The sequence below is a fragment of the Lysinibacillus sp. UBA6686 genome (assembly GCF_002455205.1).
Classification (GTDB): Bacteria; Bacillota; Bacilli; order Bacillales_A; family Planococcaceae; genus Lysinibacillus; species Lysinibacillus pakistanensis.
In genome coordinates, this window is sequence record NZ_DKJS01000078.1 from 1 (window position 1) to 16065 (window position 16065).

The 16065-nt window shown below is 37.5% G+C and carries 19 protein-coding genes; all 19 read right to left on the reverse strand.

Annotation, left to right across the window (positions count from 1 at the left end; translation table 11 throughout):
* On the reverse strand, nt 1-512 hold a 512-nt coding region (gene rpsB, locus B2R82_RS20820), incomplete at its 3' end, for a 30S ribosomal protein S2 (protein WP_286926826.1).
* A 156-nt stretch (nt 513-668) separates the two neighbouring features.
* Nucleotides 669-1241, reverse strand: coding sequence for a hypothetical protein (locus B2R82_RS20825; RefSeq protein ID WP_286926827.1), 573 nt, complete (start codon nt 1239-1241; stop codon nt 669-671).
* A gap of 9 nt (nt 1242-1250) precedes the next feature.
* Nucleotides 1251-1556 carry an RNA polymerase subunit sigma gene (locus B2R82_RS20830; RefSeq protein ID WP_286926828.1) on the reverse strand — a complete coding sequence of 102 codons (306 nt, stop codon included), beginning with the start codon at nt 1554-1556 and terminating at the stop codon, nt 1251-1253.
* A 37-nt stretch (nt 1557-1593) separates the two neighbouring features.
* Nucleotides 1594-2364 (reverse strand): FliA/WhiG family RNA polymerase sigma factor, encoded by a 771-nt coding sequence (locus B2R82_RS20835; RefSeq protein WP_286926829.1) that lies wholly within the window; start codon nt 2362-2364, stop codon nt 1594-1596.
* A 459-nt stretch (nt 2365-2823) separates the two neighbouring features.
* Nucleotides 2824-3195 (reverse strand): hypothetical protein, encoded by a 372-nt coding sequence (locus B2R82_RS20840; protein WP_283871182.1) that lies wholly within the window; start codon nt 3193-3195, stop codon nt 2824-2826.
* Nucleotides 3195-3698, reverse strand: coding sequence for a chemotaxis protein CheD (locus B2R82_RS20845; RefSeq protein WP_286926830.1), 504 nt, complete (start codon nt 3696-3698; stop codon nt 3195-3197). The genes B2R82_RS20840 and B2R82_RS20845 overlap by 1 nt, the downstream gene beginning before the upstream one ends.
* Nucleotides 3699-4331 (reverse strand): chemotaxis protein CheC, encoded by a 633-nt coding sequence (locus B2R82_RS20850; RefSeq protein WP_283871181.1) that lies wholly within the window; start codon nt 4329-4331, stop codon nt 3699-3701.
* Nucleotides 4332-4340: 9 nt separating this feature from the next.
* Nucleotides 4341-4787, reverse strand: a complete 447-nt coding sequence (locus tag B2R82_RS20855; RefSeq protein WP_054770637.1) for a chemotaxis protein CheW — start codon at nt 4785-4787, stop codon at nt 4341-4343.
* A gap of 31 nt (nt 4788-4818) precedes the next feature.
* Nucleotides 4819-6897 (reverse strand): chemotaxis protein CheA, encoded by a 2079-nt coding sequence (locus tag B2R82_RS20860; RefSeq protein ID WP_286926831.1) that lies wholly within the window; start codon nt 6895-6897, stop codon nt 4819-4821.
* A 15-nt stretch (nt 6898-6912) separates the two neighbouring features.
* Entirely contained in the window at nt 6913-8067 is a 1155-nt protein-coding gene (locus tag B2R82_RS20865; protein ID WP_286926832.1) for a protein-glutamate methylesterase/protein-glutamine glutaminase, read from the reverse strand.
* Nucleotides 8068-8943 (reverse strand): MinD/ParA family protein, encoded by an 876-nt coding sequence (locus B2R82_RS20870; RefSeq protein ID WP_286926833.1) that lies wholly within the window; start codon nt 8941-8943, stop codon nt 8068-8070.
* Nucleotides 8940-10136 carry a flagellar biosynthesis protein FlhF gene (gene flhF / locus B2R82_RS20875; RefSeq protein ID WP_286926834.1) on the reverse strand — a complete coding sequence of 399 codons (1197 nt, stop codon included), beginning with the start codon at nt 10134-10136 and terminating at the stop codon, nt 8940-8942. The genes B2R82_RS20870 and flhF overlap by 4 nt, the downstream gene beginning before the upstream one ends.
* Entirely contained in the window at nt 10133-12166 is a 2034-nt protein-coding gene (gene flhA / locus B2R82_RS20880) for a flagellar biosynthesis protein FlhA (protein WP_286926835.1), read from the reverse strand. Before flhA ends, flhF begins: the two co-directional genes overlap by 4 nt.
* A gap of 23 nt (nt 12167-12189) precedes the next feature.
* Nucleotides 12190-13278: a flagellar biosynthesis protein FlhB gene (gene flhB, locus B2R82_RS20885; RefSeq protein WP_283871176.1), complete on the reverse strand. Its 1089-nt coding sequence runs from the start codon at nt 13276-13278 to the stop codon at nt 12190-12192.
* Nucleotide 13279: 1 nt separating this feature from the next.
* The gene (gene fliR, locus B2R82_RS20890) at nt 13280-14056 is read right to left on the reverse strand and encodes a flagellar biosynthetic protein FliR (protein WP_286926836.1); all 777 of its coding nucleotides are present in this window, start codon (nt 14054-14056) and stop codon (nt 13280-13282) included.
* A 4-nt stretch (nt 14057-14060) separates the two neighbouring features.
* On the reverse strand, nt 14061-14330 hold the full coding sequence (fliQ, locus tag B2R82_RS20895; protein ID WP_283871174.1) for a flagellar biosynthesis protein FliQ: 270 nt from the start codon (nt 14328-14330) through the stop codon (nt 14061-14063).
* 13 nt (nt 14331-14343) lie between these two features.
* Nucleotides 14344-15009: a flagellar type III secretion system pore protein FliP gene (fliP, locus tag B2R82_RS20900; RefSeq protein ID WP_054770635.1), complete on the reverse strand. Its 666-nt coding sequence runs from the start codon at nt 15007-15009 to the stop codon at nt 14344-14346.
* Nucleotides 15006-15677 (reverse strand): flagellar biosynthetic protein FliO, encoded by a 672-nt coding sequence (locus tag B2R82_RS20905; RefSeq protein WP_286926837.1) that lies wholly within the window; start codon nt 15675-15677, stop codon nt 15006-15008. Before B2R82_RS20905 ends, fliP begins: the two co-directional genes overlap by 4 nt.
* A gap of 10 nt (nt 15678-15687) precedes the next feature.
* A complete protein-coding gene (locus tag B2R82_RS20910; protein ID WP_008180756.1) occupies nt 15688-16050 on the reverse strand; it encodes a response regulator in 363 nt (120 codons plus the stop codon).
* Between the last annotated feature and the right edge of the window lie 15 nt (nt 16051-16065).

Genomic DNA, 16065 nt, shown 5'->3' on the forward strand with positions numbered 1-16065 from the left:
ATACGTTCTTTACGTGGGTCAACCACGAACATTACGTCTGGAAGATCGTGCATATCACGGATACCGCCTAAGAATTTGATTAGACGTTCGTGTTCTTTTTTAAGTTGGATTACTTCTTTTTTAGGAAGAACTTCAAAAGTTCCTTCTTCTTCCATTTTTTCGATTTGTTTCATACGTGCAACACGTTTTTGAATTGTACCGAAGTTTGTAAGAGTACCACCTAACCAACGTTGGTTGATGTAGTAGTTGCCTGAACGTTCAGCTTCATCTTTGATCGCTTCTTGTGCTTGTTTTTTCGTACCAACGAAAAGAACTTTACCACCGTCTTGACCAACTTGACGCATGAAGTCATAAGCTTCCTCTAATTTTTTAACAGTTTTTTGTAAGTCGATGATGTAGATCCCGTTACGTTCAACAAAGATATATTTCTTCATTTTTGGGTTCCAACGACGAGTTTGGTGACCGAAATGTACACCAGCTTCAAGTAATTGTTTCATAGAAATTACTGACATGTGAATTTCCTCCTAGTATGTTTGGTTTTTATCCTCCGCATTTATCTTCTGCAACAAGCTACCCTAAGCTTAGAGCACCACTTACTGCATCAAAATGCGTGTGTAGTAATAACACCATTTGCAACTATATCATAGCTTTACCCTATTCGCAACTGTTTAGCCATGAAATTTCAATAAAAGCTCGATTTCTGTCTTGCCTTTTTGGAGTTGTTTTGCAATTTCCTCTGGTGTTTTTCCTTGCTTCGCTAATTCAATGGCTTGTTGCTCCATTGTGAGTACCTTTGGTTGTTCCTTTTCTACCTCATTAGCCATACTATCAGATTGTGCTGTTTTTGAAACAGACTGTTGCTGGCGTGAATAAGCACTCGCAACAATATTTTTAGGTATATATTTTCGTGAATCAGTTTCTAAATTAGTAGATTCTTGTTCTTTTTTCATTTTTTCAGGAAGCGGCTCTTGCACTTTCTGAATGACAATTTTTTCAGCCTGCTGGATAGCATTTACATTCAATTCCGATTTTGAAACGCTGTGTAGTTCTTGTATTAAACGATCATTCTCATCTTTCATATCTGCCAAATAGACACTAATTGTATCATCCATTTCGCGCATTAAACGTTCCTGTTTCTTTTCTAAATCTTTAAATTTAGCTAGTTTCGTATTTAAAATAATAAGGAAGTAAAACGAAAGCAACTGTAAGAAAAATAGAATCGTAATTAGTATGGTTGCCATAGTAAACTCCTATCCACTAAAATCCACAAAATTTCCTTTAAACGGATGTCGTGCCTGTTTTTCTTGATTGTCACTTTTTTTCTTTTTTTTGCGTGTTCCCTTAATGTACTCACCGCCCGCTTCTTCATCTTCACTAATTTCATCCATACCCTCTGAAGTATTCACAATTTTTTGCTTGCGATCTATTTCTTTTTTTAATGCTTCATTTGCATGTGCTTGTTGAGCCAAGGTTTGCTGCTGTGCCTGATCTGCCATTTTCCCTGCCTCAAACGTTTTTGGAATAGCAATTTGTAACTCGACACCCTTTAAACTCATTGGAATTCCTCCCTTAATGTTATGTATCTAATCATCATTAGGCATTAATCATTTCACTAGATAATAACTTTCGTAGCTTTAAAAGCGCCTTTGAGTGAATTTGTGAAATACGTGAAGTTGATAAATCAAGCATTTCACCGATTTCTGTTAAGGTCAATTCCTCTGTATAAAATAAACTAAGCACCAATTGTTCCTTTTCATTCAACTTTTGAATATTTTCCGCTAAATCACCCAATAATTCTGATTTAATGATAACCTGCTCAGGTGTTTTTGTTGTATCATCCCTAATAACAAATGACTTTCCATCCGTTTCTTCCTGATCTTGTTGTTCGTTAATAGAAAGGACATTCGAAAAGAAATGCTCCTGTACAGTTTGATAGACTTCCTCTACTGGTAATTCCAAATTTTCAGCAAGCTCCTCAGGTGTTACATGACGCATATATTTTTGTTCTAACCGTTCAATTTGCGCATCTAATTTTTTAGCTTTTTCACGAGCAGAACGCGGCAACCAATCTTCTTTCCGTAAACCATCTATTATTGCTCCTCTTACTCTAAAAGAAGCGTATGTATCAAATTTCAAATCTCTCTTAATATCAAATTTATTTAATGCATCAAATAGACCTATCATGCCTAAGCTTGTTAGATCATCTCGAGATACATTTTTCGGTAAGCTGGCACCAATGCGTTGTACATGATAAGATACTAGTGAAATATATTTTTTGATAAGCAAATCCCCAGCATCTGGATCACGGTCATCTATCCAACGGTTCCACAGCTTTTGTTCATCGTTTAGATTTGGTTGTGTCATGAAATCCACCTCTCTTAAGAAAACGCCTTTACCGCGCCTATTCGTTTAGAAAAACACTAAACTTCACTGTTGTGAGCCGCCAAGATCAATTTCGCCTTGGCGTAATTGCGTCTGGATTTTAAATTGTGCCTAGGCCTGGGAGTCTTCTGTATCTGCTGCTACCGCTACGCTTACGCGCATAAAACATCTGCCGCTATGCTTTCGATACAAAAACACTTCCTGAATGCAGATAAAGTGATTACCATTCTTTCCTACATTATAGCAAGATTCGACCATAATTTCATTTGTTTCTCCCACTCTCTCACATATTGTTTTAATTAATTACTAGGTATTTAACTTAGTTACTATAGCTGGTGAATTGTATGAAAATGTTTCTAAATAGGTTAATATAACTTGGTACTCCTCAAAGCATTTACGATAACAAAAAAAGAGCCGCAACTCGCGACCCCCTTATTTATTTTATGCATTTACTTGCTGATGGTCTTCACGGCTCATCATCGTTCGTACAACTTGCGCAATTTCTTCTGAGCTTTCATCCTGAAATTCAACAGTTGAACTAGCAGAAGATCCTTCTTGTTCGCCTTCATTATGCTCATCGGATGCGTTTTCTTCCAACTCACCTTCACCCATTGCTTCGTTATCTTCTGGTGTATATAAAATATAGGCAATTAAAAAACGAATTATATACATTGCGAAAAACACGATTATGGCTACTATAAATGATCCTATAAGAATACGTAGTGGCGTAAGGGGTTTTTGAAATGTACTGAAAAAATAAATCGAAAAGGCAATTAGCGCTCCCCATAGGTTGTAAAAAATAGAACCAAACATTATATTTCGCTCACTCCTTGGTTAACTGTTCGAATATGTAATGTTGACGTCGCTGGATTAAATTCAATTGTTCTACCACTATTACCACCAGTGTCTTCTGCAACTAATGGAATGCCATGGCGTTTCAACTCACGTTTGACAGCCTCAACATTACGTGGACCAATACGCATCGAGTCTTTATCTGAGGTGAATTGGAACATCTGTGCACCACCCGCAATTTTTGCCTTTAGCTTGAATTTTTGTACGCCTTCTATTTTTAATAAGTCAATCATAGCTGAAATACCTGTATCTGCGAATTTGGCTACGTTTATTGACTCCTGTCTACCTAAACTTGAATCTGGCAACATCACATGTATTAAACCAGCAATTTTTTTTGATTCATCATATAAAATAACACCTACACAAGATCCAAGACCTGATGTTCTGATAGTGTTGGGTAACTTTACCACATCCATTTGTGCAATTCCAACTTTAATCACTAGCCCACTACTATTTAGCATCATCTACGAAACTCCTAATGCTTTGAAAATAGCATCAAATGAGTCTGGATCGGGCAAGAGGAAAAAGTGGCCCCTTACTGTTTCGTGGTCCTCTACCCCGTCTTCAAAAATGGATGTGTTTATGACGATAACATTATCGCTTACGTGTGACAATTCAATTAAGCCAATACTGATAATAGCACCAAACATATCAACGCTTAGTCCTGGAACAGTCGGATAAATTTTCAAATTTGTAAAGTCAGATAATGCGGATAAATAGGAACCTGATAAAATATTCCCCATTTCCTGCATGGCTGATAACCCTAGCTCTGAAACTGGTCGTTTTTTAAAGTCGAATGATTCATCATGAATAAGACGACGAATAAAACGATTCGCTTGTTCGATCGGCAAGATAAAGAACATACTGCCTTCAGCATCACCTTCGATGCGTAGATAGATGCCAACTACAACATTTTCAGATCCACCAGCAAGCTCCATCATGTCATTAAACGACACCATTTCTACCTTTGGTACTCGCATATCAATTTTTTTTCCGAGTAAATTGGAAAGTGCTGTCGCAGCATGCGCAGCACCAATATTCCCAATTTCCTTTAATACATCTAAATGTAGTGATGTAATCTTTTGATTAAGTGTCATTATCGATCCCTACTTTAGTGGATTTAGTACTTTCTCTAAATGCAATAAAATTAATAATCGTTTATCAATTTTAGCTACTCCTGAAATAAACTCTTCTTCAAGCGATCCGACTACTTCTGGCTGTGGTTCAATTGAATTTGCAGGAATGTCTAATACATCATTTGCAGAGTCTACGACGAAGCCTACTTCCATATCTTCTAAGGAAATAATGATAATACGCGTTGTTTCTTCGTGCTCAGAAATTGGTAATTCAAATCTTTCTCGTAAATCAACAATTGGTGTTACAACACCACGAAGGTTAATGACACCTTTCACATATTTCGCCGTTTTTGGTACACGTGTAATATGCATTAATTTTTCAATCCCTTGTACATGTGACACTGGGATTGCATATTCTTTATCGGCTAATTGAAAGACAATTACTTTAATACTTTCTTGTTCCACTGCGTTTGTCATGATCTACACCTCTCTTATTCATTCACCTTACTTATTTTATAAGTGCGTTACAGTCCACAATTAAGGCTACTTTTCCGTTACCTAAAATAGTCGCACCTGAAATAGCAAAGATATTCGTTAAGTAATTGCCTAATGACTTCAGTACAATCTCTTGTTGGCCAATGAATGAATCCACAACTAAACCAGCAAGTTTCTCGCCTTTTCGTACGATGACTACTGAATGGAATTCATCATCCTGCTGCTCTTTACGAGGTACTTCGAAGATTTCTTCTAAGAACACAAGCGGGACAACCTTCCCACGGAAGTCAATTACTTTTTGATTATGCGCATTCATAATCTCGGATGAACGGATAATAGAAGTTTCAATTATTGATGAAAGTGGAATAGCATAAATCTCTTTTTCAATCTCTACCAGCATGACTGAGATAATCGATAATGTTAGAGGTAGTTGAATTGAGAAGATTGATCCTACATCTTGTGTAGATTCAATCGAAATATTTCCACCTAAAGATTCAATGGTTGTTTTCACAACGTCTAATCCAACGCCTCGCCCTGAAACATCCGAAATGACATCAGCTGTTGAGAACCCAGATGCTAAAATTAACTCGTTAATTTGCTTATCTGACATTGAATAGGATTGCTCTTGCGTTACAACACCTTTAGATATTGCTTTTGCTAATACTTTATCACGGTTAATCCCTGCGCCATCATCCTCAATTTCAATAAAGACATAGTTACCACTATGATATGCACGTAGTACAACTGTCCCTTCTTCTGGCTTTCCTTTAGCACGACGCGCAGTAGGATTTTCAATACCATGGTCCACAGAATTTCGAATTAAATGAACAAGTGGATCTCCTATTTCATCGATAACTGTACGATCTAGCTCTGTTTCAGCACCGATAATTTCAAGATTAATTTTCTTGTTAAGATCACGAGACAATTGACGAATCATTTTTGGGAAGCGGTTGAATACTGTTTCCACTGGTACCATTCGCATTGTTAAAATAATCGTTTGCAGGTCACCCATTACACGACTCATACGTTCAACCGTTTCATTTAACTCCCCATGATTTACCTCTGTTGCAATAGATTGTAGTCTTCCACGATCTATTACAAGCTCTTCAAATAAGTTCATTAAAATATCCAGACGCTCAATATTGACACGAATTGTTTTATTTCCAACAGGTGCATGACTTTTATCTGCCTTTGCTGGGGTTGCCGTTTTTGCAGACTTAGCTGCTGGTGTATTGTTTTCTGGTGCTGCTGCAGCTTTATCCACCACTTCAACCTGTGCTGTAGTAGTTACAGCTACTTCTTCATTTACTTGGAATTCTTTTTCACTAAATTGCTTTTGGTCAATCGTAGCAACGTTAACCTCTTCCACCTCAGAGACTTTCATAATTTTTTTCTGCATATCTTCTGCAGATTCTTTCGTCACAAAGGCTACATGGAATTGTTGATCGAACTGCTCGTCTTCTAGTTTCTCTACAGATGGACTTGATTTTATAACATCTCCATCTTTTTCCAAAATTTCAAACACCATAAATACACGTGCAGCTTTTAATAGACAATCCTCACGTAATTTCACTGAAATTTCATAAGCATTGAAACCTTGTTCTGCGGATTGGGAAATAACCGTTTCTTCAAAGCTATCATATTCTAAAACGCTTGCTACAGCAGGAGCTGAAGGCGCTTCAATGGTTGCCACAACCTCAGGAATCGCTTCTTCACCTAATTCGATACGTTTTAATTGTGCTACAGTAGAAGAGACATCTCGCTTTCCATCTCCACCATTCGCAATGTCCATCACCATTTCTTCTAAATGATCAACAGACTCAAAGACAACATCTAGAATTTCCGGTGATACGTGAATTTTTTCGTTACGGATTGCATCTAATACGTTCTCCATTTTATGCGTTAAATCTGCTAAATCCTCGAAGCCCATCGTTGCAGACATACCTTTTAATGTATGTGCCGAACGGAAAATTTCCCCAACAATCGCCAAGTCTTCCGGATTTTTTTCTAATTCTAATAAATGTTCACTACATGCTTGTAAATGCTCTTTACTTTCTTCAATAAACATCTCTAAATATTGATTTACTTCCATAAGAGGACACCCCTTTTAAGGCAAATATTTCATTATTGTTTGTGCAATATCATCTACATCTGCAACTTCATCAACAAGCTGCGTCTCTACTGCTGCTTTTGGCATTCCATATACAATGCAAGTTTCAGCTGACTCAGCGATAGCAATTACATTGCCAGTACTTTTTAGTACCTTTAGTCCATTTGAGCCATCTTGCCCCATACCTGTCATAATCACTGCTACCTTATCAAAATCCTTCCATTGACTCACATCTTCGAACATCACGTCTACAGAAGGTCGATGTCCGGATCTAGGTGGTTCATTACTATCTAGAACGATGCCAAAGGAGGTACCTACTTTTCGAAGTTTTAGATGGTACCCACCAGGTGCAATATAGGCTACTCCATTTTGAAGAATATCACCTTGTTCGGCTTCTTTTACAGTAATTTCACTCAATTGATCAAGGCGAGTCGCAAGTGATTTTGTAAACCCAGCCGGCATATGCTGGACGATTAAAATCGGTGCTTGAATTGTTTTAGGAATTTTCGTAATGACTTCCTGTAACGCTCTTGGTCCGCCAGTAGAAGTACCAATCAATACAATTTTCCTACCTATTTTATTCCACTCCATACGTGATCTTGATAGCTCTACTCTTGTTGGAGAAATATTAACAGGAGAGCCTATCTTTCCTTCATTTGGTGAATCTTTTCTTATGGTACTCACGTTTAATGCCGGTTCTTGTTGTCTTTTACTACCAGAAGGTTTCTTTAATTTTGAAATAGGTACCAATGATGCTTGTTCAACCTTGTGGACAAGTTCAGTTTGGATTTTATGTAAATCAAGAGAAATTGTTCCGCTCGGCTTAGCGACAAAATCCACTGCTCCAAATTCAATTGCTGATAAGGCATTTTCAGCACCTCGTTGTGTTGTACTAGAAAGCATCACCACAGGTACTGGACATATTGTCATTATTTCTTTTAAAGCATCAAGTCCATTCATTTCAGGCATCTCAATATCCATTGTCACAACTGTCGGCCTCAATGATTGAATTTTTTTTATCGCGTCTTTCCCATTTCGTGCAGTTCCAACTACTTCAACCTTCGAATTACCAACAAAAAAGTCACTAATTAGCTTTCTCATAAAAGCAGAATCATCAACTACCAATAGCTTGCTTTTATGTAAAAAGTCCAATTAATCACGCCCTTTCGAAAAAATACTTCTTAATTTAGTTAAGAATTTACTCGCTGACTGATCATGTGCGTGAACTTCCTCCACACGGTGTTCCATAAAACGAGCCACTATTAGTTGAAGTGTCTTCGAAATAAGTGCGTCCGGATAAGCAAGTGAAAAAGGTACTTGCTCGCGCACAGCCTTACGCACAACAGCATCCTCAGGTAATGAACCTAAAACAGTAACTTCTTTGTCCAAAAAACGTTTCATGGTTTGCTTTAATCGTTCATTGGTCTCCATTCCTTCTTCCTTACTAAAAGCACGGTTACAGAGAATATAAAACTGTTTATCCATATCCCTTACATGAATATATTTCATCATCGAATAGGCGTCTGTAATAGAAGTTGGTTCAGCTGTTGAAATAACAATAATCTCATCGATTGACGTCAGTAATTCTAATGACCAGCTTGTCGCTCCTGCCCCCATATCAAATAAAATATAATCAAAGTTTTTTTGTAGTTGCTCAAATGCATGTATAAGTCGTTCAAGCAACACTTCCGACCATTCTAGGACACTCGACATACCAGAACCACCGGAAATATACTTTAAACCGTAAGGACCCTCAAATACCACTTCATCTAGTAACTTATTTCCTTCCAAGTAATCTTTTAAACTAAAAGAAACATTTTTTCCAATTAAGATATTGATATTCCCCATACCTATATCCATATCAATGATTGCAACTTTTTTCCCTCTATTCGCCAGCATAGTTGCAAAATTCATTGTGAAGTTACTTTTACCTACCCCACCTTTGCCACTTACAACAGCAATTGCTCTACCTAAATCACCTTGCCGCCTTAGCATTTTCAAGCGTAATGTTTCAGCTTGGTCTCTCATTTTTCTTCACCTTGGAAAAACAAATTAAGCACTGCTTCTAGATTAGCTTCTTCAATATCTTCTGGTACTTCTTGACCATTCGTATAGTAAGCAAGTCCTTTATTATATTTAATCATTAAATTAATCATTGTGCCAATAGAATTTGTTTCATCTAGCTTTGTAAAAATGAATTTTTCAATTGGTAATTGCTTAAATTGCTCGATAATGTTTGCCATGTCCTTCTCTTTTGTTGTCATAGCAAGGACTAAGAAGGATTCTGCTTGATCATCAAATTTTATTAGACGTTGTAAATCATTAACATATTTTACTTCTTTATAATTTCTACCTGCTGTATCGATAAATACTAAATCTAAATGAGCTAAGCGTTGAACGGCCTGTTCAAAGTCTGTTGCATTATAGGCAATCTCTACAGGTGCCTGTAAAAGTCCTGCATATGTTTTCAATTGCTCGATTGCTGCAATTCTGTAAGTATCAGTTGTAATAAATCCTATTTTTTTCTTTTTCTCTAAAACTGCCCTAGCAGCCATTTTTGCGATAGTCGTTGTTTTGCCAACACCTGTAGGACCAAGTACATTAATATATTTTCTTTCGTAGGATATTCCTCCTATCGGAAAATCCTCTAACCTTTTACGTAATAAATTTTTTGTTATTAACTTGCATTGTGAAAAATTAATTTCTGATGCTTCTCTAAAATGCATAAAAAGCTCATCACCAATCTCCGTGATGAGCTCTTCACTTAGCTCCTGCTGTCTTAAGTATTCAATGAAGGGGAAGAGTTCATCGGGATATTGAGCTTGGGTTGTCTTTTTATGCATAGACTGCATTAAAGATTTTAAATCTGCAATTTCCTTCCTCAATTCATCAGGTATGCCTGTGTCTTCATGTAAAGACACATCCTGCTGCGGCTGTCCTTGGTGTATTTTGGCTTGCACAGCATGAGTAATTTCTTGTAACCTTACATTTTCTTTTTTAGGCTGTATTACTGGTACTTCAGCGGGTGTTGGAGCCAAGTCCTTTGGCTCCATTGAATCGATACCTGCCACCACCTCAAAACTTTTCTTTTTAAGTATCCCGAAAAATTTCTTTGTGATTACTACTTTTGAATTCAGAATGACAGCGTCCTCACCTAACTCAGCACGCACAAGCTTCATAGCCTCTGGTATGGAAGATGCATAATATTTTTTCATTTTCATTCTACATTCACCACTCCAACACTTTGAATTTCAACCGTAGCATCAAGTTCGTTATAGGATAGAACAGGAATTTGCGGGAAGTAACGCTCTGTTAGCTGACGCAGGTACATACGAACCGCTGGAGAGCATAAAATAATAGCTGACTGCTCCATAAAGGAAACACGTTCTATTTCTGATGCAATGGATTCCAGAACAATTTGAGAATCCTGAGGATCCATCGCCAAGTAATTACCGTGATCGGTTTGCTGAATACTATCAGCAATCATTTTCTCTACTTTACCCGAAACAGTAATAACCTTCAATGATGAACCGTCCCCAACAAATTGTGAAGTAATCTGACGCGCCAAAGATTGACGCACATACTCCGTTAATAAATCCGTATCACTAGTTAATTTTGCATAATCAGCTAGTGTTTCAAAGATAATTGGTAGATTGCGGACAGAAACATTTTCTCGAAGTAATTTACCCAACACTTTTTGAATTTCCCCTGTTGATAATGGAGCAGGTGTCAATTCTTCTACTAAAATTGGATGTGTCTCGCGTAAATGATCGATTAGCTGCTTTGTCTCTTGTCGACCAAGTAACTCATATGCATTGGCACGGATCATTTCTGTTAGATGTGTTGAAACAACACTCGGTGGATCAACTACTGTATAGCCAAACATTTCAGCATCTTCTTTCACTTGCTCAGTTATCCATTTAGCTGGTAAGCCGAATGAAGGCTCGACTGTATCAATGCCCTCAATAGAGTCATCGTCTCCAGGACTCATCGCTAAATAATGATCAAGCAACAGTTCACCACGTGCCATTTCATTACCCTTAATTTTAATTCGATATTCATTTGGTTGTAATTGAATGTTGTCCCGAATACGTACAACAGGAATAACAATTCCTAATTCTAAGGCTAACTGACGACGAATCATAATGACTCGGTCTAATAAATCTCCACCTTGTGCAGCATCTACTAAAGGTATTAGACCATAGCCAAATTCAAATTCAATAGGGTCCACATTTAATAAATTCACAACATTTTCAGGGCTCTTCATACCGTCAGTTGCCACTTCTTCCTCAATTTCAAGTAATTCTTCTTCATCTTCTGGTTTCTTACGTTCCATCATATATGCACCAGCAATTAGTGAGATACCAATTGGAAGTGTAACCCAGTTCGGAATAGGTGTAAATAACCCTAGTAATACAATTGTACCGCCCGCAACATAGAGCAGTTTTGCCTGTGCAAAGAGCTGACCCGTAATATCTTGTCCAAGACTTCCTTTAGAGGATGCACGTGTTACAACAATACCTGTTGCTGTAGAAATTAATAGCGCAGGAATTTGAGATACAATACCGTCACCAACAGTTAACTTAGAAAAGTGAGTTGCTGCTTCTGCAAATGGAAGCTTCATCTGCACAACACCGATGATAATCCCAAATAATAGGTTGATAATAACCATTACCATAGAGGCAATGGCATCCCCTTTAACAAATTTTGTGGCACCATCCATTGCTCCGTAGAAATCCGCTTCACCCGATACTTTATCGCGTCGTTCACGTGCTTCTCGCTCAGAAATAATTCCTGCATTTAAGTCAGCATCAATACTCATTTGTTTACCTGGCATCGCATCCAGTGTGAATCGTGCTGCTACCTCAGCTACACGCTCAGCTCCTTTAGTGATAACGATAAACTGAATTAACACAAGAATTAAGAATACAACTAACCCAACAAGAACATTCCCGCCGACTACGAAATCACCAAAGGTTTCAACAACAGCACCAGCATCTCCGTTTGCCAAGATGGCACGTGTTGTTGATACACTCAGTCCGAGTCGGAACAAGGTTAACAGTAAAATAACGGAAGGAAATATTGAAAAATCTAATGCTTCCTTCATACTCATTGCTGTTAAAAGTACGATTAATCCCAATGTAATATTAATGACGATTAAGAAACTTAACATCCACGGAGGAAGAGGGATGATGAGCATCGCAACGATTAAAATAACCGCACCTAAAACCCCTATATCGCGAACTTTCATTTGTGTCCCTCCTACTTAAAACTTTAAATTTTCCGCTTAATTCGATATACATAAGCAAGCACTTCTGCCACTGCTTTGAAAAACTCTTCTGGTACTTGATCGCCAATTTCTACCTGATCATACATTGCTCGTGCTAATGGTCTATTTTCAACCATAATGACATCATGTTCTTTTGCAATCAGCTTAATCTTTTGAGCGATAAAGTCTGTCCCCTTCGCCACAACGCGTGGAGCATCCATACTATTCTCATCATATTTGAGGGCAATTGCATAGTGCGTAGGGTTTGTAATGACAACATCCGCGCTAGGAATTTCTGACATCATACGACGCATCGCCATTTCACGTTGACGCTGTTTGATTTTTGATTTAATTAGCGGGTCACCCTCACTATTTTTATATTCATCTTTAATATCTTGCTTAGACATTTTAAGATTTTTTTCGTAATCATGTTTTTGATACATCCAATCTAAAATGGATACACAAAGTAGAACGAGGGAAGCTGCAATTCCCATGATTCCTACAAGCTTGCCCACTGTAATCAGTGTAATTCCAGGGCTTTTAAAGGATAATGCCAAAACTTCTGGCAAATTCGTCCATACAATAATGGTCGTAACGCCACCAATAAAACCAATCTTTAATACGGATTTAATCAGCTCTACAATGGCCTTAACTGAGAATATTTTTTTTAATCCCTTGATTGGATCCATCTTCGTTAAATCAAATTTCATCGGCTCTAAAGTAAATAAAAAACCGAATTGTAAAAAGTTACCCGCTAAGGCTCCTACAAAGGCTATTGCCATTATTGGAACAACGATAAAAGCCATTTGTACTAAAGTTTCTGTAAAAAGGCGTATGACACTATCAATTGTAAGTGTTTCTACGCGTATATTATGGATAAAGGTTTGTCTAAAAAAAGCCAATAAATCGTCTCGCATTGAGCCTGCGAAGAAGAATAAAAAGATAAAGACCATGAGCATGACAATAGCACTGGAAATATCCTGACTTTTAACAACCTGACCCTTTTTACGAGCATCTTGGCGTTTTTTAGGTGTTGCCTTCTCCGTCTTTTCTCCGGAAAAATATTGTAAATCTAAGTCTAGTAGTAGCTTCATTTTACCCACCACCTAAAATTGCCATAAAATCTCGCATTGCATAGATCATGATACTGATCAGTTTTTGGATAACCTGAATCATAACAGCCATCATTGTAAATAACACTAAAAAACTTACACCAATTTTAATAGCAAAGCCGACTACAAAAATATTTAATTGTGGGACTGTTTTAGCAGTAATACCGAGCGATAAATCAACTAAAAACAATGTTGCGACTACAGGTGCAGCCATTTGAAAGGCAATGGCAAAAACAGCCGTAAATGTTGTTATAATAAATGTAATATAATTGTCACTTGAGAAATGAGGAAATCCTTGATCTATTGGTAAAAATTGATAACTGTAATGGATGCCATCAAGAATCATATGATGTCCATTAATCGCTAATAGTAAGAGCATTGCTAACATATTAAAAAATTGCCCAATTAAAGGACTTTGTGCCCCCGTTTGCGGGTCAATAATATTGGCGATAGCAAACCCCATTTGAAAATCAATAAAGCTTCCGGCTATTTGAATTGCCGACATGATGATATAGCCAACAAGTCCGAGTAACAGTCCAATGAGGGCTTCTTTCATCACTAACAGTATGTAATCACCATTAAAGGCAAATGGCTCAACGTCTATCGTATAATACATCATCCAAGCTAAAACGAGTGCGAGAGTTATTTTGACTTGTGCCGGAATCGTTCTGTACGAGAAGAAAGGAACTGTAACAAAAAATGCCGATACACGTACAAGTACTAACAAGAAAACCGTGAAGTGCGGAATTAATTCATTCATCTACTCACCCTATATAACGCGTTAAATTCTCAAAAATATCTCTCGCATAGCTTGTCACCTGGGATAACATCCATGGTCCGAAAAAAACTATGGCCACTAATACAGCGATAATTTTTGGAACAAATGCTAATGTTTGTTCTTGAATCGAAGTTGTTGCCTGAAAAATACTAACCGCTAAACCAGTGATTAAAGCAACTAATAGTAGCGGACCGCTTGTTAGAAGGATAATCATAATGGCACGCTCTGCAATTGAAATAACCAATTCACCTGTCATACTGTATCATCCCCTAAAAACTTTGTAGTAATGATTTCATCACGAGATACCAGCCATCAACGAGAACAAATAATAAAATTTTAAATGGTAATGAAATCATAACCGGCGGTAACATCATCATCCCCATCGACATAAGCGTACTTGCAACTATCATATCGATAACTAGGAATGGAATAAAAATCATAAAACCAATTTGAAAAGCGGTTTTAATCTCACTTAATGCAAATGCAGGAACAAGCATTGTTAGCGGAATTTCTTCCACTGATGCTGGTTTTTCTGCTTGATTGTATGTTAAAAATAAGTCAAGATCCTTTTGCCTTGTATGCTTACTCATAAATTCCTTAAAAGGCACACTGGCACGATCATAAGCTTCCTCAAGTCCGATTTCTTCAGAAAATAAGGGCTGCAATGCCTCTTTGTTAACCTCTTGGAACGTCGGAGCCATGATAAAGAAAGTTAAAAATAAAGAAAGACCAACAATGACTTGGTTTGGCGGCATTTGCTGTGTCGCCAAAGCCGTTCGAACAAATGATAAAACAATAACAATTCGTGTAAACGAAGTCATCAAAATTAATATACTTGGTGCCAGTGAGAGAACCGTTAACAGTAAAAGGAGCTTCACAGCATTGGAGACATTTGTCGGGTCGCTGTTGGACAAAATACTGATTGCATCATTCATTTATCATCATTCTCCTTTTGCTTCCATCTCTCCAGTTCTTCACTACGCTCCTGTTTAATTTCGGATATCTTTTTTTCAAATAGCTCACCAAATGAATCTTTCCCTTGCTCTGTGGATGAGCTCCCAATATTTTTTCTCTTAAACTTTGAAAATACTTCTGCAATATACGGTGATGATGCTGCAAGTTCTTGTCGTTCATTATAGAGTGCTAAAAGTGTTGCGACTTCTTCAGGATCAGTAATTTCACGTAACAGTTGAACATCCTCACCGACCCCAACTAAATAGAGTGTGTTCCCTACTTGTAATAACTGCACTGACTTTTGTGCACCTAACGATAAACCGCCTAAATTTTGTACCAATTGATTACGTTGAAAGTTTAAATTTCTTTTATTTAAAAACTTCATTAGCCCATAAAATAAAGCTACAACAAAAATAAGCGCCAAAACCATTTTTATGTATTCCCATGCAGAGATATCTCCAGCTGCTGATACATCTGTATTTTGTGGAGCAGCTGGATCTGTATCTTCTTTACATGCTTCTGTTTTATTGATGCAATCATCAACACTTCCTGTGTTAGAATCAGCAGATACAGAAGCAGGTGTAGGGTACAAAAACAGGAAGGATACAAGAAATGCGAAAATCATCGTTAGACGAAATGATTTTAACATTTGCATGCTATCATCCTAGAGCTTTTTGAATCGCTTCAATTACACGATCAGCTTGGAAAGGCTTGACGATAAAGTCCTTCGCACCTGCCTGAATTGCATCGATTACCATCGCTTGTTGTCCCATTGCTGAACACATGATTACAGTTGCACTTGGATCAGAGCCCTTAATCGCTTTAAGAGCAGCAATGCCGTCCATTTCAGGCATTGTAATATCCATTGTTACTAAGTCTGGCTTCAGTTCATTGTACTTTTCGACAGCTTGTAAACCATCAGCTGCCTCTCCAACCACTTCAAATCCATTTTTCGATAAAATATCCTTGATCATCATGCGCATAAATGCAGCGTCGTCTACAATCAAAATTCTTTTAGACATGGTTAACTCCTCCAA

What these genes read in the sequence shown, in the direction of transcription:
- flhF (WP_286926834.1), bottom strand. Translation starts at nt 10,136, where the DNA reads ATGAAAATGAAAAAATATTATGCATCTTCCATACCAGAGGCTATGAAG.
- B2R82_RS20910 (WP_008180756.1), bottom strand. Translation starts at nt 16,050, where the DNA reads ATGTCTAAAAGAATTTTGATTGTAGACGACGCTGCATTTATGCGCATG.
- flhA (WP_286926835.1), bottom strand. Translation starts at nt 12,166, where the DNA reads ATGAAAGTTCGCGATATAGGGGTTTTAGGTGCGGTTATTTTAATCGTT.
- B2R82_RS20870 (WP_286926833.1), bottom strand. Translation starts at nt 8,943, where the DNA reads ATGAGAGACCAAGCTGAAACATTACGCTTGAAAATGCTAAGGCGGCAA.
- fliQ (WP_283871174.1), bottom strand. Translation starts at nt 14,330, where the DNA reads ATGACAGGTGAATTGGTTATTTCAATTGCAGAGCGTGCCATTATGATT.
- fliR (WP_286926836.1), bottom strand. Translation starts at nt 14,056, where the DNA reads ATGAATGAATTAATTCCGCACTTCACGGTTTTCTTGTTAGTACTTGTA.
- B2R82_RS20835 (WP_286926829.1), bottom strand. Translation starts at nt 2,364, where the DNA reads ATGACACAACCAAATCTAAACGATGAACAAAAGCTGTGGAACCGTTGG.
- flhB (WP_283871176.1), bottom strand. Translation starts at nt 13,278, where the DNA reads ATGAAGCTACTACTAGACTTAGATTTACAATATTTTTCCGGAGAAAAG.
- B2R82_RS20855 (WP_054770637.1), bottom strand. Translation starts at nt 4,787, where the DNA reads ATGACAAACGCAGTGGAACAAGAAAGTATTAAAGTAATTGTCTTTCAA.
- B2R82_RS20825 (WP_286926827.1), bottom strand. Translation starts at nt 1,241, where the DNA reads ATGGCAACCATACTAATTACGATTCTATTTTTCTTACAGTTGCTTTCG.
- B2R82_RS20850 (WP_283871181.1), bottom strand. Translation starts at nt 4,331, where the DNA reads ATGACACTTAATCAAAAGATTACATCACTACATTTAGATGTATTAAAG.
- B2R82_RS20845 (WP_286926830.1), bottom strand. Translation starts at nt 3,698, where the DNA reads ATGATGCTAAATAGTAGTGGGCTAGTGATTAAAGTTGGAATTGCACAA.
- B2R82_RS20840 (WP_283871182.1), bottom strand. Translation starts at nt 3,195, where the DNA reads ATGTTTGGTTCTATTTTTTACAACCTATGGGGAGCGCTAATTGCCTTT.
- fliP (WP_054770635.1), bottom strand. Translation starts at nt 15,009, where the DNA reads ATGAATGATGCAATCAGTATTTTGTCCAACAGCGACCCGACAAATGTC.
- B2R82_RS20860 (WP_286926831.1), bottom strand. Translation starts at nt 6,897, where the DNA reads ATGGAAGTAAATCAATATTTAGAGATGTTTATTGAAGAAAGTAAAGAG.
- B2R82_RS20830 (WP_286926828.1), bottom strand. Translation starts at nt 1,556, where the DNA reads ATGAGTTTAAAGGGTGTCGAGTTACAAATTGCTATTCCAAAAACGTTT.
- B2R82_RS20905 (WP_286926837.1), bottom strand. Translation starts at nt 15,677, where the DNA reads ATGTTAAAATCATTTCGTCTAACGATGATTTTCGCATTTCTTGTATCC.